Raw genomic sequence first — 19,561 nt, forward strand, 5'->3', positions numbered from 1 at the left:
AGTTCAGTGAAACAGGTGGGTCTGGCCCTTCCCGCGGATCGGGTGCGCCCTGCAAGCGAGACGATCGCTAGCACGCAGTCCGTATTCTTGTCCAGCCTTCTCAGCTTTTCGCTTCGTAGCGAACGAAGGCAAAGCGATCGCCCTTCGGCGACCAGTTGGGAACGTTCATCGTGCCCTGTCCGCCGAAGAGTTCGAACAGGTCGCGCGCGTTCGTGCCATCCACCTCCATCAGTCGCAGACGAACATTCAAGTCCCGCGGATGGTCGAAGACATCGCCGTCGTAGGAGAGAACCAGCAGGTGCTTTCCGTCCGGCGACGGATGCGGGAACCAGTCGCCATAGGGACTGTCGGTAATTCGCTCTACGTCGGAGCCGTCAGGCCGGACACGCCAGATCTGCATGCGCCCGGTGCGGCTGGAGTTGAAGTAGATCCAGGCGCCGTCGGGTGACCAGTCCGGCCCATCGTTACGCCCCTCGCCGTGCGTCAGCCGCCACTCCTCGCCACCCTCAACCGGGATTGTATAGATATCGAAAACCTGATCGCGAATGCCGCAATAGGTGAGCGTCTGGCCATCGGGCGACCAGCCATGCCAGTAGGACGGCAGGTTCTGTGTTACGAGCCTAGGTTCGCCGCCCGAAGCCGGCAGCAGATAGATCGCCGACTTGCCGAATTCGGTCTTGTCGCTGATCGCGATCGTGCTGCCATCCGGCGAAATGCCGTGATCGTTGTTGCAGAGACGGGCAAAGCCGGTGTCGATCTGGACCGGTTCGCCGCCGTCAAGCGGAAGGCGATAGAGCAGCCCATCGCCATTGATGACAAGATACGTTCCATCAGGCGACCAGTTCGGCGCCTCGACCAACCGGTCGGTCTGCCAGACGACATGCATCTCGCCGCTGACGATGTCGTAGGTTTCAACGGAACTGCGCATCGCATTCTCCTGCCGTCACTGCGGCTATCTGCGTCGTTCGTCCGCCGGCAACATCGCCAACACCTTGACGCAGATCGATTTCATCAGGGCGAATTTGCTCTGGTCTCGCCAGGTCGAAACGAAACCCCAGCCGAGCAGCAACAGGATACAGACAAAGGCGACGTCAACGATGACAAGACTGCCGGTCGCAAGACCGTAGATCCCGAACACCGCCGGTGTGGCGAAATAGGCGATCTGTGCCGAAAGCTGGCCGCCAGCAGAACTATCGCTGAGCGACCACAGCCGGATCAGGTGGACTTCCTCGTCGGTGAACTCTGGCGAGCTCTTGGCGTCGCCCGCCTCATCGCAGACGGCTTTCACCGCCTAGCCCCGGTCGCGGAACCGGTTCGTGATCGGATAACGCCGGTCGCGGCCAAAGTTCTTCTTGGTGATCTTCACGCCAGGCGCCGACTGCCGGCGCTTGTACTCGGCGATATAGAGCAGATGCTCGATGCGGTGCACCGTCGCCTCGTCATGACCGCGCGCCACGATCTCTTCCGTGCTCATCTCCTTTTCGACGAGGCATTCGAGAATGTCGTCGAGTACCGGATAGGGCGGCAGCGAATCCTGGTCGGTCTGGTTGGGGCGAAGCTCGGCCGTAGGCGCCTTGTCGATGATGTTCTGCGGGATGACCACACCGGACGGGCCGAGCGCACCGGGGGGCACGGTGGTGTTGCGCCAGCGCGAGATGCCGTAGACCTGCATCTTGTACAAGTCTTTGATCGGATTGAAGCCACCGTTCATATCGCCGTAGAGAGTGGCATAACCGACCGACATTTCCGACTTGTTGCCGGTCGTCACCACCATCGAGCCAAACTTGTTGGAAACCGCCATCAGAATGGTGCCGCGTGTTCGGCTCTGCAGGTTCTCCTCGGTAATGCCGGATTCCGTGCCTTCGAACATATCGGCGAGCGCGCCGAGGAAGCCTTGCACCGGCTCCTCGATCGGCACGATATCGTAGCGGCAGCCGAGCGCCTCAGCGCAGTCCTTGGCGTCCTTGAGCGAATCCTTCGAGGTATAGCGGTAAGGCAGCATGATGGTGCGCACCCGCTCCTCGCCGAGCGCGTCGACGGCAAGGGCCGCACAGATCGCAGAGTCGATACCGCCGGACAGGCCGAGCACGACGTTCTTGAAGCCGTTCTTGTTCACATAATCGCGGAAGCCAAGCATGCAGGCGCGATAATCGGCTTCCTCCCGCTCCGGCAGGCGCGACTGCAGGCCGCCGGCGCAATGCCAGCCATTATCACCCTTCTTCCATTCGACGATCGACAGCGCTTCCTCGAACTGGCTCATCTGGAAGGCGAGCGACTTGTCGGTGTTGAAGGCGAAGCTCGCGCCGTCGAACACCAGTTCATCCTGCCCGCCAAGCTGGTTGGCGTAGATCATCGGCAGGCCGGTCTCGATCACCTGCTTCAGCACCACCTGATGGCGCACATCCACCTTGTCGCGATAATAGGGCGAACCGTTCGGCGACAGCAGGATTTCAGCACCGCTTTCGGCCAGCGTCTCGCACACGCCGAGATCGCCCCAGATATCCTCGCAGATCGGAATGCCGATGCGGATGCCGCGGAAATTGACCGGCCCGGGCATCTCGCCCTGGTCGAACACCCGCTTCTCGTCGAACTCGCCATAATTCGGCAGATCAACCTTGTCGCGCACCGCAATGATCTTGCCGCCGTCGAGAACGGCTACGGCATTGTGGCGTCCCGTCTTGGCAAGACGCGGGAAGCCGATAATGACGCCCGGACCGCCGTCGGCGGTCTCTCCCGCCAGCTTTTCCACCGCTTGCAGGCAGGCCTTGAGGAAGGCGGGCTTTAGAACCAGATCCTCCGGCGGATAACCGGAAATGAAAAGCTCGGTAAGAAGAAGGAGGTCGGCGCCCTGGCGCGCCGCATCGGCGCGCGCCTCACGCGCTTTCGCCAGATTTCCGGCGATATCGCCGACAGTTGGATTGAGCTGGGCAACGGCGATGCGAAGCAGGGTGGGAGCAGCTTTATGAGCGGTCATGAGCGGGCCTGTCGGTCTGTTCTCGAACGAATGCGTCTGACTTTCGCCCCGATCTTTAGCGCAATCCGCGCCAAAATACCCACAGCCAATCGCAGCGAAGCGAAGAATTCCAAAAAAATTCTGCTATTTCGGATTGTTATCGGCTCCGGTTCGCACACCCTCACGTGACGAAAACCTGTTTCCAAACACCCTGAACAAGCCATTCATCCCCTGTTCAAAATGACAGTCGTATGACAGTTACACGACGCATTGATGAAATTGGAGAAGATGTTGGCTAGTATCGATTCAGCCGTAGCGAGGAGATCACGAGTCTACGCCGATAGACCCGGATTTGCCGCGCGGCACGCCAAGACGCTGACCTCCGCACGCAGCGCATTGCTTTCGCTGTCAATCGCGGCTGCGCTCGTTTTCGCAGTCGAGTTGATCGTGCGCCACTCCCTGGCCGACACGGTTTCCTACTTCCTCGACCCGACGCGCCCCGCCTGGACCACCATCGGTGCATTCTTCCTCATTCTGCTCGCCATCGATGGTGTTTTCGGCCGTGAGCACAAGTCCGCCGTGGTAATCGCGCCGCTGGCGATCATACCGGCCATCATCTGCCAGCAGAAGCAGGTCTTCCTTTCCGACCCGCTCTATCCGACCGACTTTCTCTTCGGTCGCCAGATCCTCGAGCTGATGCCGGTTCTGGTCAAGGACCGTCCCTGGACTGCTGTCGGCATTGCTGTCGGCCTTCTCGCAGCCGTTGCCGCCATCGGATTGCTCCTCCGCTACGCGTGGCGCAACTTCCCCAAGCTGACGCGCCGCGAGCGCATCGCCCGCGCGGCCTTTGCGCTGCCGCTGCTCTTCGCCTTCTGGAACATCATGGACTACAACCAGTTCTCCTGGATCCGTGATCGCCTGAAGGTCATCCCCATCATGTGGGATCAGACCGAAAACTATCGTCACAACGGCTTTGCGCTGGCGTTCGCGATCAACCTGCCGATGGCCAATGTCAGCGCACCTGCCGGCTACATGGCCGATGCGATCGACCGCATCCCGGTCAAGCCGCTGCCGGCCGGCACGTCCCATCGCAGCAAGCCCGACGTTATCGTGCTGATGAGCGAGTCCTTCTGGGATCCGACCCGTCTGCCGAACGTCAAGCTGTCGCCCGACCCGATGCCGACGATCCGCGAGATGCAGTCCGGCAACGTGTTCTCGCCGGAGTTCGGCGGCATGACGGCGAATGTCGAGTTCGAAGCGCTGACCGGCTTTTCCAACGCCTTCCTGCCCTATGGCAGCATCCCGTACCAGCAGTACATCCGCAATCCGATCCCTTCGCTTGCCACCTTCTTCCGTGGCGAGGGTTATGTTTCGCGGGCCATCCACCCGTTCCAGAGCTGGTTCTGGAACCGCACCGCCGTCTACAAAGCCTTCGGTTTCGACACCTTCAAGTCGGAGGAAAACATGCCGCCGATGCAGAAGCGCGGCATCTTCGCCTCGGACGAGTCCCTGACCAACGAGATCATCCGCCAGGCCGATGCCATGGATGACCCGTTCTTCTTCTTCGCGGTCACCTTGCAGGGCCATGGCCCGTATGAGGCCAACCGCTACGCCAAGAACACCATCAAGGTTGAAGGCAACCTGCCCGAAAGCGACCGCCAGGTGCTGGCGACATATGCTCAGGGCATCAAGGAAGCCGACGAGAGCCTGAAGAAGCTGATGGACTGGGCGAAGGAGCGCGACCGCGAGACCATCATCGTGCTGTTCGGCGATCATCTGCCGCCGCTGAACACCGTCTACACCAACACCGGCTTCATGAAGGGCGTGACGGCCGAGCGCAAAGGTCCGAAGGACCAGATGAAGGCGCAGCATGAAACGCCACTCGTCGTCTGGTCGAACAAGACTGGGCCGAAGAAGAATGTCGGCACGATCAGCCCGGCCTTCCTCTCCTACCAGATCCTGAAGCAGTCCGGCTACGAGCATCCCTACTACACCGGCTTCCTCGGAAAGGTGTACGATCAATACCGCGTCGTCGACCGCTACATGCTGATCCGCAAGAACGGCAAGGACGTCGCCGAGTGGTCCCGTCAGCCGAAGGTGCCGGCGCTGCTGCGTGACTATCGCTTCCTCCAGCACGACATGATGTTCGGCAAGCGCTACTCGACGGACCGCTTCTTCAAGTCGCACGCGGATCTTTACGCCGCAGGTTTCTAGTTGGTATCGCCGGAAAACGCGTCGCGTAAACACCGCTCTTGCGCAGCGCAGGGTGCCTGAGAGCCTGAATGACAACACAGAACCGGACGGGTGACCGTCCGGTTCTTTTCATCTGAGGTCTCCCGTTGATTTCTTCACCGAAGTGGTGCGCTAGATACCGCCCGGACCATTCTCGGAGATAGCCATGCCGCATTTCAACGACCTGTCCCAGCACCTGTTCGGCAAGCCGCTTGCCGAACTCGGCGAAATCGAGCGCCGCATCCTTACCCGCGCCAAGGAGCGGCGCACAGTTGCGACGGACACCAACGCCGAGTTCAGCGCCGAGCTTTCCGTCGGCGATCGGCTTGCCGACTCCATCGCCAGGGTTGGCGGCTCCTGGGCCTTCATTCTCAGCTTTTGCGGCTTTCTGGTTGCCTGGGTGGTCGTCAACACCGTCTTGCTCATGACCGGGGCATTCGACCCCTACCCCTTCATCTTCCTGAACCTGCTGCTCTCGATGCTGGCGGCATTGCAGGCGCCGGTCATCATGATGTCTCAAAACCGGCAGGCCGAGCGCGACCGCTTCGCTGCGGCAAAGGACTACGAGGTCAATCTGAAATCGGAAGTCGAGTTGATCGCCCTGCATCACAAGGTCGATGACGTGCTGCTGCGCGAAATTGCCGAGCTGCGGGCCGACCTCACCACTCTCAATCGCCAGCTTGCCCAATACCGGCACATACCCGACAACGACTAGCCTTATCCGGTACGGCTAAAACCCTCAAGAATCTACGCAATTCCTAATTCAATCACAAATATGCATTTTGCACCAATAGGCTATTTCTAGCCATCGAAGCAACCTATTCGCGTATCAGAAAATTAATATTTGAAGCGCAGCCTGACGGTGCAGGGACAGAGAAAAAGCAGTCACGGTTCGGTCGGAGTTGCTGAAATGTCCAGAATAACGCGCCTGTTTGGCAGCCGCGATGGCGCTGCCGCAATTGAATTTGCAATCATCGCCCCTCTCTTCTTTCTTTGCGTCCTGACGTTGATCGCCTACGGCATCTACCTCAGCGCCGCCCATTCCATTCAGCAGATCGCTGCCGATGCTGCTCGTACCGCCATTGCAGGGCTTTCGGAAGGCGAGCGCGAACGTCTCGCCACCGACTACATCCAGCGCACCACGATGGATCAATCCTTCATCAAGCCGTCCCGCATGACCGTGACGGTCAAGGCCGACGCGAGCAATGCCAACCAGTTCACGGTAAGGATCAAATACGACGCCAGCGACCTGCCGATCTACAACATGTTCACCTTCGCAATGCCGAGCGAGCAGATCGAGCGCTTCGCCACCATCCGCTTGGGAGGCATCTGAAATGGTTCCGAAAGCACCGGCATTGCGCGCGCTCGCCCAATCCAGGCATGGCAATATCGGCATGTCCGCCGCGCTTGTCATGCCGCTGGTTATTGCGTCCATGGGGCTTGGCATCGACTACGGTTATCTCACCGTCCAGAAGCGGGAGATGCAGCAAACTGTCGATCTTGCCGCCATCGCCGCCGCATCGAACGTCTCTTCCGCAGAGCAGGCCGTCCTCAAGTACTTTTCCAACAACAGTCATAATTTCGCGGTCGCGACGCCCACCGGCCTGTTGACCATCGATGGCAAGGTTGTGCGACCAAGCGATGTCGCCACCGCAAAGATCGAAGGTGTGGCAACGGTCACACGCGGGCGTTATGTCCCCGATCCGAACATTACCGCCGGCCAGCGCTTCGTCAAGAACGCGGCCCCTTCGGATGCCGTCCAGGTTCACCTGCAAAAGAAGGGACAGATCTTCCTCGCCTCGGTCTTCGCCGAGCCACCCGATCTCAATGTCGTCGGAACGGCCGCAAGCTCGAAAATTGCCGCCTTTTCTGTCGGATCCCGCCTTGCCAGCCTGAACGATGGCCTCCTCAACGCCATACTCGGCCAGATGCTCGGCACCACCATCTCACTGAAGGTGATGGACTACACCGCCCTGATCGATGCGGATATCGACATCCAGCCGTTCCTGAAGATCATTGCGACCAAGCTCAGCCTCAAAACCGCCTCCTATGAAGACGTGCTCGACGCCAAACTGACGATGCCACAGCTGCTGTCGTCCATGCGACTGTTCCAGGGACTGTCGGGAACAGTCAACTCAGCGCTCAAGACCATCGAGCTGGCGACGGCCAACAACAGGAAGACCTTTACTCTGGCGCAGATACTCAATCTTGATCCCAAGAAAGACCAGAGGATCGATGCCGGTTCAGACTGGACGATGAGGGTCAGCGCCCTGCAGATTGTCTCCGCCGCGGCCGCCATTGCCAACGGCCAGAACCAGATCGCGTTGAATGCGGTCGCCGGGTTGCCGGGAATAGCGTCGGCGACCATCAAACTGGCGATCGGCGAACCGCCGGTCGAGACGCCAAGCCATCGCCTCGGCACGCCAGGTACTGCGGTCCGCACGGCACAGACCCGCCTTGCCGTCGAAGTAGGCGTAGACGGGCTGGCCGCCCTTGCCGGTATCCGTATTCGTTTGCCGATCTACGTGGAGCTAGCCCACGCCGAAGCCAAACTCTCCGATATCCGCTGCTACGGCGGCAAGCCGGAGAATGCAGCCGTCGTCGTCGATGCGGTTCCGGGCGTCGCTGAAATCGCGATCGGCGACGTCAACCCGAAGGTGCTTTCGAGCTTTTCGTCCGATGCCCGCGTCGAGCGCGCCCGCATCGTCGACGCGCTGGTGGTCAAGATCGACGCGATCGCCCACATCGAGGCGCAAAACCTTCAGGCGTCCCGGCTCACCTTTAGCCCTGCCGAGGTCGCCGCGCGTTCGATCAAGAGCGTATCGACCAAGGACATCCTCTCGTCGACGACGAAGACGCTGCTCAACAATCTGGATCTGAACATCCAGGTCTTGTTCCTGACGCTTGGCAGCCCGACGATCCTGCAACAGGCGCTGGCCCAGACGCTGGGAGCCGTCACAAAACCGGTGGACGATCTGCTCTACAACCTGTTGCTCCTGGTCGGGGTGCGGGTGGGCGAAGCGGATGTTCGCGTCACTGGGGTCAAGTGCCAACCACCAGTGCTCGTGCAGTAACACCACCCCGGAAAATGCGATGGGGCTGGCGACGGAAAAATCCTTTGCTTGCTCTTTCGAACAAAATGGCGGCTTCACACGTTATGAGCAAGGTAAAGCTGCTAAAAGCAGTAGAGTTGAGTAGTATCGAGGCAGGCGTGGCGAGGGATCGGCCTCCGAAGCCTACGCGAAACATCGTCGGGAGACGTGCACGACACATGCATTTGGTGGCAAAACAGGGGGATGCTGCACCGGAAAAACCGCCCGCCTTTACGGCGGATGGAATTTTGCGCAACCCGCTGCTGCGCGAGACGCTGCAGATCAGCGCCCGCGATCTGATGGCCGTCTATGACATCTTTCCGCGCGTGGCTCGTCTGGTCGCCTCCCATCAGAAATGGATTTTGAGCCAGGCCGCCTATGCGCTTCATCTCGAGCGCGATCCGACGCATCCGGATTCCGGCATCACAGCGGCGCGGCTGTTGAAGTTCATGCGTGATACCGGCGGTGCAAGTCGAAACACGGCAGCCGCATTCCTGGCAGAACTGCTCGCCTACAAATTGCTGCGCGATGTCAGCGGCGAACGGACGAACAAGAAGGTTCGCCCGCTCGAACCGACGGAAGTCAGCGAGAGCGCCATGATGCGCTGGTTCATGAGCCAGATGGGTACGCTCGATCGCCTCGATGGCGGCAATCGGCTGGAACACGTTGAGGCCGACACCTCCGTCCTTGTACGCACGCAGCCGATTGCGGCAAGAATGCTCCTGTCCGACAAGAACTGGAGCGAGCCTCCCGAAGGTGTCGCCATCTTCGCCTGGACCGAGTGCGGTGGCTTGCTGCTCGATGACCTGATGGCGCGCCCGAAAAGCCTGACGCCCGTCGATGGGAAGGTTTGGCTGGAACTCAACCTGGCCGAACTCGCCAACCATTATACCATCTCCAACACCCATGTCCGCAGACTGTTTACCAAGGCGCAGGACTCCGGCTACATCGGCCGATCGAACGACGGTTCGCGCGGTCGCTTCTGGATGAGCATCCGGTTGGTCGACGAATACTGTCGGTGGCAGGCCGTCAAGCTTGCCGCACTGGCCAACGCCTATGAGCGAGCCACCGACGGTGCGGTGCGACTCGCAAAATAGTCCGCGTCTTTCTTGCGGCGAAATCGACGTGCGCGTCGGAACGATCGGAAGCTGTCGGCGATTGCCTGCGCCTGCCTTAACCTGCCGGCGGTTTTCCTTGGGCCGATTGCGATCTAGGCTGCTGTCCCTGTGAACACGCCTGGCCTCGTCGGCACGATTTCGACCCCGTGGCGCTCCAGTTCGGGCCGGTGCTCCCGAAAGACCCTGTTCCAGGTCGCCACATCGGCGATTCCGACAAAATTCGTCGCGCGTGCCCCGTCTTCGCGCACACGAACCTCGCTGATCAGCCGGCTCTTCCAACACTCGCTCGTGGCCGGGGTATCGGCCAAGAACACGAATGCGACCACCCGATCAGGGCGGTGAGCAGCAAGGTATGCCAGGAGCGTGTCGGACAGCGCGCGATGGGGCGCATTGATCGTAGCGCAGACCATATTCTCCGCAAACTCATCGTCCGACATGGCCTTCGCGCTTCCTCTCTTCTGACGAACACGGCGTCGCAGCGAACCTGTGACAGGTTGACCTTTCGCCACAAACACTTTCCACGGCCGCGCTCGGTTTAGGCAATCGCGGGCTCGGTGAAAGACTTTAGCGGTGCGCGCATCGCTGGGCAAACGCAACCAATATTCAATCGGCATTCGTCCGTTCGGCTCCGGCCAGTCAGAACCACGGTACCTGCTCTCTCAACTCCAAGCTTGCCGGGCGCAGGTGCCGTTATTTTTCAGCGGACAATTGACCCGTCCCCGGGGCCAGGACCGATAAAGATCGCGGTGAACAGGAAGAGGTGATTCGTGAGCGACTCCACGTGTTTCTTGACTGCAACCGAGGCCGCCAAGCGCCTTGGCGTCTCGATCAAGGCATTACGCCTCTATGAGCAACATGGGTTGATCGCGCCTGTGCGGACTTCGGCGGGATGGCGGACCTATGGCCCGGTGCAAATGGCGCGCGCGGGCGAGATCGCAGCCCTGCGCTCGCTCGGCCTCACCCTGGCACAGATCCGCCGCGTGCTCGATGGCGGTACGCGCGAGCTTGGCCCTGCCCTGGCGCAGCAGCAGGGGCTGCTGGAGGCGCGGGCGCAGGATCTGCATGAGACAGTCGCAAAGGTCCGGCGTCTCCGCCGAGATCTGGCAAGCGATGCGGACAATGCGCCCGGCTTGCAGCAACTGGTGCAAGGGGAGCCGTCATCCGGCAATCCCAAGGTCGCCTTCAACCTGCCATGGCCATGGGGCGGTGAGGCGTTCAGCCTTCAGACGATCCGTCCGCTGACCTATATCATCGGACCGCTCGGCAGCGGCAAGACACGGTTGGCCAAAGCAATTGCCACGGCCCTGCCCGGCGCGATCTTCGTGGGCCTCGATCGGCTGGAGGAGATAAACGGCGAGGCCACTCTCCGGCGGCTCGAGGTCGAACCTCGGCTAAAATCACGCATAGACACCGTTCTTGCGCGACTACTGGACGACGGCGCCGTCGCATCGCCACCTTTGACTGCTTTGTTGGTGGCATTGGAAGGGGATGCCGAGGCATTCGTAGTCGATATGGTCGAACAGGGCCTCGATGCCGCTTCGCAAACCGCCTTGCTAAAGCACCTGCGTCACCACCGTACCGACCGGCGGCCGATGCTCATGTTGACCCGATCCAATGCCGTCCTTGACCTGGCCGCTCTCGGACCAGAGGAAACCGTCATTCTGTGCCCCGCCAACCATAGCCCGCCGACCGAGGTCGCGCCCTATCCGGGTGCCCCAGGCTACGAGACCGTCGCCAACTGCCTGGCGTCGCCGGAGGTCCGTGCGCGGACGCAAGGTGTCATCGCCTGGCGGCCGGAAGTGGCCTGAAGGCTTTTACGGTCGCCCTGCGTCAAACTTCAGCAGGTCGTCGTCGATGCCATAGAAATCGCCCTTGTCGGCGCAATAGATGTGATAGCCGGGTTTGAGGTCCGTCGGCTTTTCAAAGGCGCCGGCCATGATCGACGTGTAGTCGAGCCCATCGGCTTTCCAGAACAGGGCCGACCCGCAATGACGGCAGAAGCCCCGTTGAGCGCCGTCGCTCGAGCGATACCAGGTGACATCCTCAGCACCTTCCAGCTCCAGGTCGCGATCCAGCACATTGGTCGCGGCATAATAGAGGCCCGTCTGCTTGCGGCATTGCGTGCAATGGCAAAAGATCAGCTCGCGTAGCTCTCCCCGCGTCTTGAAGCGCACCGCAGTGCAGAGACAGCTGCCGCTGTGGATGTCCGACATGGTCCCCCGACCTCCCTCAATGAAAAATGCCGGGCCAGCTTCGCGAGCGGGCCCGGCATTGTCAATTTCATAGCAGTCGCCCGACAGTCAGAAAAACTGAACCGTGCGGCGCTGCGTCAGGATCAGCCGTTGACGACCAGCTTCTTCTCGTCGCGTCCGCCCTTCATGCGCTCGGCCAGCAAGAACGCCAGTTCCAGCGCCTGGTCCGCGTTCAGGCGCGGATCGCAATGGGTGTGGTAGCGATCAGCCAGATCGTCGCCCGAAAGCGCGCGCGCACCGCCCGTGCATTCGGTGACATCGTTGCCGGTCATCTCGATATGGATGCCGCCCGGATGCGAACCTTCCGCACGGTGGATCTGGAAGAAGCTCTCGACTTCCGACAGGATCCGCTCGAACGGACGGGTCTTGTAGTTGTTGAGCGTGATCGTGTTGCCGTGCATCGGGTCGCAGGACCAGACGACCTTCTTGCCCTCGCGCTCGACCGCGCGGATGAGGCGCGGCAGGTGCTCGGCAACCTTGTCGTGGCCGAAGCGGCAGATCAGCGTCAGGCGGCCGGCTTCATTGGCCGGGTTGAGCAGATCGATCAGTTCCAGCAGGCCGTCGGCCGTCAGCGACGGACCGCACTTCAGGCCGAGCGGATTCTTGATGCCACGGCAGTACTCGATATGGGCGTGATCGGGCTGGCGGGTACGGTCGCCGATCCAGATCATGTGGCCCGAGGTCGCATACCAGTCGCCCGAGGTGGAGTCGACGCGCGTCAGCGCCTGCTCGTAGCCGAGCAGCAGCGCCTCATGGCTGGTGAAGAAATCGGTCTCGCGCAGGCTCGGGTGGTTTTCCGAGGTGATGCCGATCGCCTTCATGAAATCCATGGTCTCGGAGATCCGGTCGGCGAGCTTGCGGTAGCGCTCTGCCTGCGGGCTGTCCTTGACGAAGCCAAGCATCCACTGGTGCACGTTGTCGAGGTTGGCATAGCCACCCATCGCGAATGCGCGCAGGAGGTTGAGCGTGGCAGCCGACTGGCGGTAGGCCATGATCTGGCGTTCCGGATCCGGAACGCGTTCGGCTTCCGTGAACTCGATGCCATTGATGATGTCGCCACGGTAGCTCGGCAGCTCGACGTCGCCCTGCTTCTCGATGTTGGACGAGCGCGGCTTGGCGAACTGGCCGGCGATACGGCCGACTTTCACCACCGGCTGCTGTGCGCCGAACGTCAGGACCACGGCCATCTGCAGGAACGCCCGGAAGAAGTCGCGGATCGTGTCGGCACCATGCTCGGCAAAGCTTTCGGCGCAATCGCCGCCCTGCAGCAGGAAGCCGCGGCCCTCGGCAACATTGGCAAGTGCGCTCTTCAGACGCCGCGCTTCACCGGCAAACACCAGCGGCGGATACTTCGCGAGCTTCGCTTCCGTTGCCGTCAATGCAGCAAGGTCCGGATAGTCCGGCACCTGCTGGATGGGTTTCTGCCGCCAGCTATTCGGAGTCCAAGTCTGTGCCATTTCGATCACCTGTTGTCTGCCGCGGACTGCGGTCCGCGCGGGTCGCGCCCTGACGGCTTTGATACCGCCCGGTATTCGGAAATTTCACTGCGTCCGCGCCCTGCTCCAGCGCTTGGCCCAAGCCTTGGCGCCCGCCCGAAGCCGGTCACTTCGCGGATGCGGGCTTATAGACGTTAAGCGATGGCTTGGAAAGACATCCTACCAGAATTCATGGCTTTCAGCGTCAGGGAAAGCGAAGCGGCGGCGGGCTCAGTTAACCCGCTCGCCCTTGTGCACTCGATAGGACGGCGCATACATCGTCACGAGTTCTTCGGATGCGGTCGGATGAACGGCCATCGTCCGGTCGAAATCGTCCTTGGTGCATCCGGCTTTGAGCGAAATGCCAAGCAACTGCGCCATCTCGCCGGCGTCGTGGCCGAGGATATGCACACCCAGCACTTTGCGGTCGGCAGCGTTGACGATCAGCTTCATGATCGTCTTTTCTTTGCGACCGGAAAGCGTCGCCTTCATCGGCCGGAACTCGGCGCGATAGACTTCCAGGTCCTCGAACTGGCGTCCGGCCTGCTCTTCGCTGAGGCCGACCGTGCCGATTTCAGGCTGGGAGAACACAGCCGTTGCGATCAGGTCATGATCGGGGGAGACGGGGTTGTTCTTGTACTCGGTCTGGATGAAGCACATCGCCTCGTGGATCGCGACCGGCGTCAGCTGCACGCGATCGGTGACGTCGCCAAGCGCATAGATGCCAGGCGCACTGGTGCGCGAGAAGGCATCGACAATGATCGCGCCGCGCTCATCCGTCTTCACGCCGGCGCTTTCAAGCCCCAGTCCCTTGGTGTTCGGCACGCGGCCGAGCGCCAGCATCACCTGGTCGACGGCGATCTCGCCGTGCTTCATCGTCTGCGCCACACGTTTACCGTCGGCGTCGACAGCCACGGACTGGATGATGTCCTCGCAAAGGATCCGGATACCCTTCTCTTCCATCGCCGCGTGCAGACCGCGGCGCATATCCTGGTCGAAGCGCGACAGGATTTCCTTACCGCGATAGATCAGCGTCGTCTCGACGCCGAGACCGTGGAAGATGTTGGCGAACTCGACAGCGATATAGCCACCGCCGGCGATCAGGATCGACTTCGGCAGTTCCGCAAGGTCGAAGGCCTCGTTGGAGGAAATGCAGAGTTCGTGTCCCGGCAGCGCGTCGTGCGGCGTCGGATGCCCACCGACGGCAATGACGATGCGCTCGGCGGTGACGGTCTTGCCGGTGTCGAGCAGACGAACGGTGTTCGGGCCGACGAGTTCCGCCCGGGTACGCAGGATCTCTGCGCCAGCATTGGCAAGCCCCTTCTGGTAGAGACCTTCAAGCCGCGTGATCTCCTGCTCCTTGGCGGCGACAAGCTTCTGCCAATCGAAGCGGCTTTCACCGACCGTCCAGCCAAACCCGGCTGCATCCTCGAAGTGCTCGGCGTATTGCGACGCGTAAACGTAGAGCTTCTTCGGCACGCAGCCACGGATGACGCAGGTGCCGCCGTAGCGGAATTCTTCGGCGATTGCGACCTTCTTGCCCAGGCTCGCCGCCAGCCGACCGCTTCTGACGCCACCGGAGCCGCCACCGATCACGAAGAGGTCATATTCGAAAGCGGGCATGGGCGAACTCCTGAAGGTCGTGCAAACGGAAATTGGGATCATGGGAGCACCGTCCGGTCGGCATTTCGCCGACGGCATGCCCCGCCCGGGGTGGGAGCCCCGTTGCAGGCACATATAGTGTTGCACTGCAGAAAAAGAAAAGCCCGGATTGCTCCGGGCTCTTCAAAACGTGATGACTTTGTCGGGCTGGCCCAAGGTCAGTTCAACTGGCCTCAGATTATCTCAGATTATTGAGCCGGCGTCGCCGGCGTGCCTTCAACAAGCGCCGGGGCCGACGTGCCGACCTTGGCGTCAAGCGACTTCGTCGCTTCCGTGTTCAGATCGCGCGACACGCCAGCTGCCCAGATGTCGGCAGCCTTCAACAGTTCGCGCGAAGCGATCGGGCCATCGTTCAGAAGCTTCTTGCCGGCCGTCGAGTTGTAGAACTCGGAAATGGCGTTCAGTTCTTCCAGCGTGAAGGTCTTGGCGTAGATCGTCGCAGCTTCGTTTTCGAGGTCGGCGCGGCGTGCAGCCAAGGTCAGAGCCTTCTCGTCGACGGTCGCGGTGATCAGCTCCTGGAAGTTCGGCGAAGCCTGGATCAGCGTGTTCTTCAGGCGCTCGGCGAGGTTCGGCAGGATGTTGTCAAAGCTGTTGGTGACACCAAGTGCCGCGATGGTCGCGCGAGCGGCCTTGATCTGTTCTTCGGACACGTCCTGAGCCTGGACTGCCGGAATGGATGCAGAAAGGAGAACCGCGGTGGCTGCGAAAGTGCGGACAAGACCTGCGAGTTTGTTCATTTTTATCCATGCTCCTGTGTTTGTCGCATGCTGCCCGGGCGATTGCCGCCGCCAGGCCCGCATGTGTGGTAACCTGTTTTCTTCACCGTCCCGGCTCCTGGCGGAGCCACGGGAATCGGCTCAAGACGCGGTCAGAATGCGTGCCTCTTCCGGTCCAGCAATAATTGCCAGCGAAGCGATGCCGATGAAAAGTCCATGCTCGACGACGCCCGGAATGGCATTCAGCTCTCCCGCGAGCGCATCTGCATCAGGAATACGGCCAAAAGATGCATCAAGAATGAGGTGTCCGCCATCGGTCTTGAAGGGGCCGTCGCCTGAATTGCGCACGGAAATTTCGCCGGTAAGGCCGAGCCGCGAAGCCACCTTTTCAATGGCGATCCGCGTTGCCACCTGACCGAAGGGATTGACCTCGATCGGCAGCTTGAACGCGCCGAGAACGTCGACGACTTTCGATTCGTCGGCAATCACGATCATGCGCCTGGAAGCAGCCGCGACAATCTTTTCACGCAACAGCGCGCCGCCGCCACCCTTGATCAGCCGCAGGCGGCCGTCGACCTCGTCGGCGCCGTCGATCGTCAGATCGAGTTCGGGAAGTTCGTCCAGCGACTTCAGTTGCACGCCCAGTTCCAGGCAGAGCCGTGCCGTGCGCTCGGAGGTCGGAACACCCTCGATGCGAAAGCCTGAGGCGACCTTTTCGGCCAGCAGCCGAACGAATTCTTCCGCCGTCGACCCCGTGCCGATGCCAAGCCGCATGCCGTCTTCGACATGTTCGAGCGCCGCTGCCGCGGCTTTGATTTTCATTTGGCGGGCGTCCATGCGCCAGTCGCTCCCTTATGTTCACCGGATGTGCATGTGGTAAGCCCACCTTTGTCATCCGTTTTCCGCTGAGACACTTACACGCCCCAAGCGGCAAACAAAAGCCAAATTCAAAGGCGCCGCCCGGATTCCCGCACCCTTCCCACGCACACTTGCCATTGCATTCCGGCGCAACTTCGCCTACCCGAACGGCAACCCTTTCCCGCTACGCGAGGTTCTCTCCTTGTCTTCTCCCATTGTCGTCTTTGATCTCGACGGAACTCTTGTCGATACGGCGCCGGATCTGGTGGCGAGCCTCAACCATGCGGTGACCCAGGCCGGCGTCGAGCCCGTCACGTACCGCGACCTCACCCACCTCGTCGGCCATGGCGCCCGCGCGATGATCGAGCGCACGTTCGCCATGCGCAACAAGCCGCTCGATGAAGATGCGCTCGCCTGGCAGATGAAGGAATTCGTCGACTTCTATCATGGCTCGATGCCCGGTGATTCCCTTCCCTATCCCGGCATGCTCGATGCGCTCGACCGGCTGGCTGCAGCCGGGTTCAAGCTCGCCGTCTGCACCAACAAGCCGGAAATGCTGGCAAATCGCCTGCTTGAGCGCCTCGGCCTTCTCGATCGCTTCGCTGCGGTGTCGGGCGGTGACACGTTCGAGATCCGCAAGCCGGACGGGGACCATCTGCTGCGCACGATCGCCAATGCCGGGGGGTGCGCCCAGCACTCGGTGATGGTCGGTGACAGCCTCAACGATATCCTCGTCGCCCGCAACGCCGTGGTCCCATCGATCGCCGTCCCGTTCGGCTATTCCGACGTTCCGATCGAGAGCCTTGAGCCGACGATCATCATCCAGCACTTCGACGAATTGACGCCGGAACTGGTCACGGGACTTTTCAACGGCAAGTGAATTGCGGCCCCGGAGCCGGCTTGGAAGACCCAAGTCGCTTCACAGCAACGGTTGACTTCATCGCCAAGACGGATCGCAGGACTGGCGATGCCCGATGGGTTGGCGGACGCGCACCAAAGCGACGTGACAGCCCCTCCTTCGCCGACCGCCAGAATGAAAAGACCCCACGGAGGTTCTCCATGGGGTCGCAAATTCCGTGAACACGGATGGCATCAATGCCCACCGAGCCTCTTTGGCGCAGATTTACCCCTCGGCCCGGCGGGCGTTGCGGGTCGCCTCGAAGGCGCGGTTCATGTACATGTCGCGCTCGTATACGTCGTCGAAATACTCGATGACACCGTCCTTGTTCGGCCAGGCCGTGAAATAGGCGACGTAAACCGGAACCTTCTGCGGCACCTGCAGTGCCTTGTTGCGGCCGCCGCCGATTTCCTTGCCGACATCCTCGACGCTGGTGCCAAGCACGGCTGCTGCCATCCGGCGCGGATCGGCTAGACGCACACAACCATGGCTGAGCGCACGCTGGTCGCGCTTGAAGAAACTCTTCGACGGCGTGTCGTGCATGTAGATGGCGTGTGCATTCGGGAACAGGATCTTCAGTTCACCGAGCGCATTGTCGCTGCTCGGCGGCTGTCTGACCGCAACAGACGCAGTCGATCCGTTCCAGTTGATCGACGACGACGGCACCGAACGGCCGCCGACTTCCACCTGATAGCCCATTCGATCGAGATAATTGGGATCGTTGCGCAGCTTCGGCAGCATCTCGTTGATGATGATGGACTGCGGCACGCCCCAGTAAGGGTTGACCTCGACGGTCTGGATCTCGTCCTGGAAGAAATAGGTCTGGTTTGCCTTGGAGCCAACGACCACACGCATCGAAAACTGCTCGGTGCCGTTGTCGGTATAGGACGCGGTAAAGGCCGGCTGGTTGATGAAGACGTAGCGGTTGCCAAGACCATCGGGAAGCCAGCGCGCCTGTTCCATCGCGACTTCGAGCTTGTTGATCCTGGCGGCCATGCTGTCGCCACCCGTCAGGATGCGCAGCGACGCCTGCCCCACCACGCCATCGGCCTTGAGGCCATGTTCCTTCTGGAATGCTTCAACCAGTGCAACCAGCTCCGGGGTGTACTCCGGCGTTCCCTGGTAGGCCGCAAGCACCGCAGCGTGGTCCGCCTTCAGCGTCTCGGAGCCTTTGATGCGAATGCCCGCGACAATGTTGGCAAGTTCCGGATTGCTCTGGCCCGGCTTCAAGAGCGTGCCCGGCGCAATTTCGACGCGCTGTTCCACGCCTTTTTCCGCGCGCAGACGCTCAAGCTCCACCGACAGGGCGGCAAACTGCGCGCTCTTCGGGTTCTGATCGTTGAGCAGTGTGGCGACATCGGTCGATGCCGAAAGCTTGTCGAGGAAGGCGCCGAGATCGACGGTCTTGCGCTGGAAATCGTGATAGCCGGAAATCTTGTTGGGATCGATGCGGCCGCGCACGGTGTCCTGCACATAGGACAGGGTGGCTGCGGACAATGCGAGTTCGAACTGAACAAGCTCCTTTTCGCGCGCGATCATATCGCCCCGATCGAAATCGTCGGAGGGCACCTCAACGGCATAATCCTGTGGATCGAGCCCGACCTTCGCCGCCTCGGCAAGCACGGCCATCGCCGACTTCGCCCGTGCATTCACGCCCGTGCCGTCGATCCAGACGAAATCCGAACGCGAGCCGTAATGGGTCTCGATGGCCTTTGCGACGGCTGCGGTTGCGCGCACATCGACGTCAGGCATGAACTGGCGAGCATCTGCGAGCGGCGTACGCAGCATCGGTGGCAGCGCACCATTGCGCACAGAGCCGGTTACGACCGGATCCAGCAGCTTGTCGGTTGCGATCCGGCGCAGCGGATCGGCCTTGTAGGTGTAATACTGCGGACCCGTGACCTTCGGCAAAGGCTTGGCAACCGCATTCTGCTGCGGCTCGACCATGGCGCCGACGCCTGGAAGCGACTGCGGCTGCGACTGCTGAGGTTCCGGCTTCTTCCTGCCTGCGCGGATGAAATCGCCGAGCGAGAAGGCCGATGCCGGCCGAGCATCCAAAGTCGCGACCGCACAACCGCTCATGAGCGCTACGATCGCTGCCGTCTTAAAAATTCTCATGTGAAACTGCGTCCCCGTATCGCGTTGTCGCCGAACTCGGCTTTAGCCAATTCCTCGCCACGCCCTCGTGCTCCAAAACTTATAGAAAAGGATGGTGAATGAAAAGGAAACGCGCCTGCCCGAACTCGCATGAAACCACCTCGATGAAGCGAAAAAAACGGCTCATTTCCAGGACGTTCGAAAGGGC

17 protein-coding genes are annotated in these 19,561 nt (G+C 61.1%); 7 read left to right on the forward strand and 10 right to left on the reverse strand.

Translation table 11 applies throughout. From position 1 onward, the window contains the following. Positions 1-100: 100 nt before the first annotated feature. The 3 genes from AC1Q80_RS08590 to AC1Q80_RS08600 are packed head-to-tail and all read right to left on the reverse strand — an operon-like array spanning position 101 to position 2,974. Positions 101-928 carry a TolB family protein gene (locus tag AC1Q80_RS08590; RefSeq protein WP_492360148.1) on the reverse strand — a complete coding sequence of 276 codons (828 nt, stop codon included), beginning with the start codon at positions 926-928 and terminating at the stop codon, positions 101-103. A 24-nt stretch (positions 929-952) separates the two neighbouring features. Further along, positions 953-1,288, reverse strand: coding sequence for a hypothetical protein (locus AC1Q80_RS08595; protein ID WP_492360149.1), 336 nt, complete (start codon positions 1,286-1,288; stop codon positions 953-955). Positions 1,289-1,291: 3 nt separating this feature from the next. Then, the gene (locus AC1Q80_RS08600) at positions 1,292-2,974 is read right to left on the reverse strand and encodes an NAD+ synthase (protein ID WP_492360150.1); all 1,683 of its coding nucleotides are present in this window, start codon (positions 2,972-2,974) and stop codon (positions 1,292-1,294) included. Positions 2,975-3,244: 270 nt separating this feature from the next. On the opposite strand from AC1Q80_RS08600, the gene AC1Q80_RS08605 reads away from it, so the two are divergent. From AC1Q80_RS08605 to AC1Q80_RS08625, 5 genes are all read left to right on the forward strand, one after another. Continuing rightward, positions 3,245-5,167: an LTA synthase family protein gene (locus AC1Q80_RS08605; protein WP_492360369.1), complete on the forward strand. Its 1,923-nt coding sequence runs from the start codon at positions 3,245-3,247 to the stop codon at positions 5,165-5,167. A gap of 184 nt (positions 5,168-5,351) precedes the next feature. Next, positions 5,352-5,900 (forward strand): DUF1003 domain-containing protein, encoded by a 549-nt coding sequence (locus tag AC1Q80_RS08610; protein WP_492360151.1) that lies wholly within the window; start codon positions 5,352-5,354, stop codon positions 5,898-5,900. 195 nt (positions 5,901-6,095) lie between these two features. Continuing rightward, positions 6,096-6,518 carry a TadE/TadG family type IV pilus assembly protein gene (locus AC1Q80_RS08615; RefSeq protein WP_209791975.1) on the forward strand — a complete coding sequence of 141 codons (423 nt, stop codon included), beginning with the start codon at positions 6,096-6,098 and terminating at the stop codon, positions 6,516-6,518. 1 nt (position 6,519) lies between these two features. Then, positions 6,520-8,259 carry a pilus assembly protein TadG-related protein gene (locus AC1Q80_RS08620; protein WP_492360152.1) on the forward strand — a complete coding sequence of 580 codons (1,740 nt, stop codon included), beginning with the start codon at positions 6,520-6,522 and terminating at the stop codon, positions 8,257-8,259. Positions 8,260-8,456: 197 nt separating this feature from the next. Continuing rightward, a complete protein-coding gene (locus AC1Q80_RS08625; RefSeq protein ID WP_173420130.1) occupies positions 8,457-9,374 on the forward strand; it encodes a helix-turn-helix domain-containing protein in 918 nt (305 codons plus the stop codon). A 113-nt stretch (positions 9,375-9,487) separates the two neighbouring features. Here the strand turns inward: AC1Q80_RS08625 and AC1Q80_RS08630 are convergent, their stop codons facing one another. Beyond that, positions 9,488-9,832: a hypothetical protein gene (locus AC1Q80_RS08630; protein ID WP_209791979.1), complete on the reverse strand. Its 345-nt coding sequence runs from the start codon at positions 9,830-9,832 to the stop codon at positions 9,488-9,490. Between the two features lie 330 nt (positions 9,833-10,162). On the opposite strand from AC1Q80_RS08630, the gene AC1Q80_RS08635 reads away from it, so the two are divergent. Then, positions 10,163-11,203 carry a MerR family transcriptional regulator gene (locus AC1Q80_RS08635; protein WP_492360153.1) on the forward strand — a complete coding sequence of 347 codons (1,041 nt, stop codon included), beginning with the start codon at positions 10,163-10,165 and terminating at the stop codon, positions 11,201-11,203. A 6-nt stretch (positions 11,204-11,209) separates the two neighbouring features. Here the strand turns inward: AC1Q80_RS08635 and AC1Q80_RS08640 are convergent, their stop codons facing one another. The 5 genes from AC1Q80_RS08640 to rpiA all read right to left on the reverse strand — a co-directional run bounded on the left by AC1Q80_RS08640 (position 11,210) and on the right by rpiA (position 16,337). After that, the gene (locus AC1Q80_RS08640; RefSeq protein WP_492360154.1) at positions 11,210-11,608 is read right to left on the reverse strand and encodes a GFA family protein; all 399 of its coding nucleotides are present in this window, start codon (positions 11,606-11,608) and stop codon (positions 11,210-11,212) included. A gap of 122 nt (positions 11,609-11,730) precedes the next feature. Further along, on the reverse strand, positions 11,731-13,104 hold the full coding sequence (locus tag AC1Q80_RS08645; RefSeq protein WP_077503918.1) for a class II 3-deoxy-7-phosphoheptulonate synthase: 1,374 nt from the start codon (positions 13,102-13,104) through the stop codon (positions 11,731-11,733). A gap of 249 nt (positions 13,105-13,353) precedes the next feature. Beyond that, positions 13,354-14,745 (reverse strand): glutathione-disulfide reductase, encoded by a 1,392-nt coding sequence (gene gor, locus AC1Q80_RS08650; protein ID WP_492360155.1) that lies wholly within the window; start codon positions 14,743-14,745, stop codon positions 13,354-13,356. Positions 14,746-14,972: 227 nt separating this feature from the next. After that, positions 14,973-15,521, reverse strand: coding sequence for a DUF2059 domain-containing protein (locus AC1Q80_RS08655; RefSeq protein WP_173420135.1), 549 nt, complete (start codon positions 15,519-15,521; stop codon positions 14,973-14,975). A 120-nt stretch (positions 15,522-15,641) separates the two neighbouring features. Further along, positions 15,642-16,337, reverse strand: coding sequence for a ribose-5-phosphate isomerase RpiA (gene rpiA, locus AC1Q80_RS08660; protein WP_173420136.1), 696 nt, complete (start codon positions 16,335-16,337; stop codon positions 15,642-15,644). A 223-nt stretch (positions 16,338-16,560) separates the two neighbouring features. On the opposite strand from rpiA, the gene AC1Q80_RS08665 reads away from it, so the two are divergent. Then, positions 16,561-17,238, forward strand: coding sequence for an HAD family hydrolase (locus tag AC1Q80_RS08665; protein ID WP_492360156.1), 678 nt, complete (start codon positions 16,561-16,563; stop codon positions 17,236-17,238). A gap of 243 nt (positions 17,239-17,481) precedes the next feature. On the opposite strand, the gene AC1Q80_RS08670 is transcribed toward AC1Q80_RS08665, so the two are convergent. Next, on the reverse strand, positions 17,482-19,374 hold the full coding sequence (locus AC1Q80_RS08670) for a L,D-transpeptidase family protein (protein WP_492360157.1): 1,893 nt from the start codon (positions 19,372-19,374) through the stop codon (positions 17,482-17,484). Between the last annotated feature and the right edge of the window lie 187 nt (positions 19,375-19,561).

Source organism: Ensifer sp. GW823-FHT05D09 (assembly GCF_058795755.1).

Excerpts from the sequence above, each read along its gene's own strand:
- AC1Q80_RS08590 (WP_492360148.1), bottom strand. The coding sequence starts at position 928 with ATGCGCAGTTCCGTTGAAACCTACGACATCGTCAGCGGCGAGATGCAT.
- AC1Q80_RS08600 (WP_492360150.1), bottom strand. The coding sequence starts at position 2,974 with ATGACCGCTCATAAAGCTGCTCCCACCCTGCTTCGCATCGCCGTTGCC.
- AC1Q80_RS08610 (WP_492360151.1), top strand. The coding sequence starts at position 5,352 with ATGCCGCATTTCAACGACCTGTCCCAGCACCTGTTCGGCAAGCCGCTT.
- AC1Q80_RS08615 (WP_209791975.1), top strand. The coding sequence starts at position 6,096 with ATGTCCAGAATAACGCGCCTGTTTGGCAGCCGCGATGGCGCTGCCGCA.
- AC1Q80_RS08620 (WP_492360152.1), top strand. The coding sequence starts at position 6,520 with ATGGTTCCGAAAGCACCGGCATTGCGCGCGCTCGCCCAATCCAGGCAT.
- AC1Q80_RS08625 (WP_173420130.1), top strand. The coding sequence starts at position 8,457 with ATGCATTTGGTGGCAAAACAGGGGGATGCTGCACCGGAAAAACCGCCC.
- AC1Q80_RS08630 (WP_209791979.1), bottom strand. The coding sequence starts at position 9,832 with ATGTCGGACGATGAGTTTGCGGAGAATATGGTCTGCGCTACGATCAAT.
- AC1Q80_RS08640 (WP_492360154.1), bottom strand. The coding sequence starts at position 11,608 with ATGTCGGACATCCACAGCGGCAGCTGTCTCTGCACTGCGGTGCGCTTC.
- AC1Q80_RS08645 (WP_077503918.1), bottom strand. The coding sequence starts at position 13,104 with ATGGCACAGACTTGGACTCCGAATAGCTGGCGGCAGAAACCCATCCAG.
- gor (WP_492360155.1), bottom strand. The coding sequence starts at position 14,745 with ATGCCCGCTTTCGAATATGACCTCTTCGTGATCGGTGGCGGCTCCGGT.
- AC1Q80_RS08655 (WP_173420135.1), bottom strand. The coding sequence starts at position 15,521 with ATGAACAAACTCGCAGGTCTTGTCCGCACTTTCGCAGCCACCGCGGTT.
- rpiA (WP_173420136.1), bottom strand. The coding sequence starts at position 16,337 with ATGGACGCCCGCCAAATGAAAATCAAAGCCGCGGCAGCGGCGCTCGAA.
- AC1Q80_RS08670 (WP_492360157.1), bottom strand. The coding sequence starts at position 19,374 with ATGAGAATTTTTAAGACGGCAGCGATCGTAGCGCTCATGAGCGGTTGT.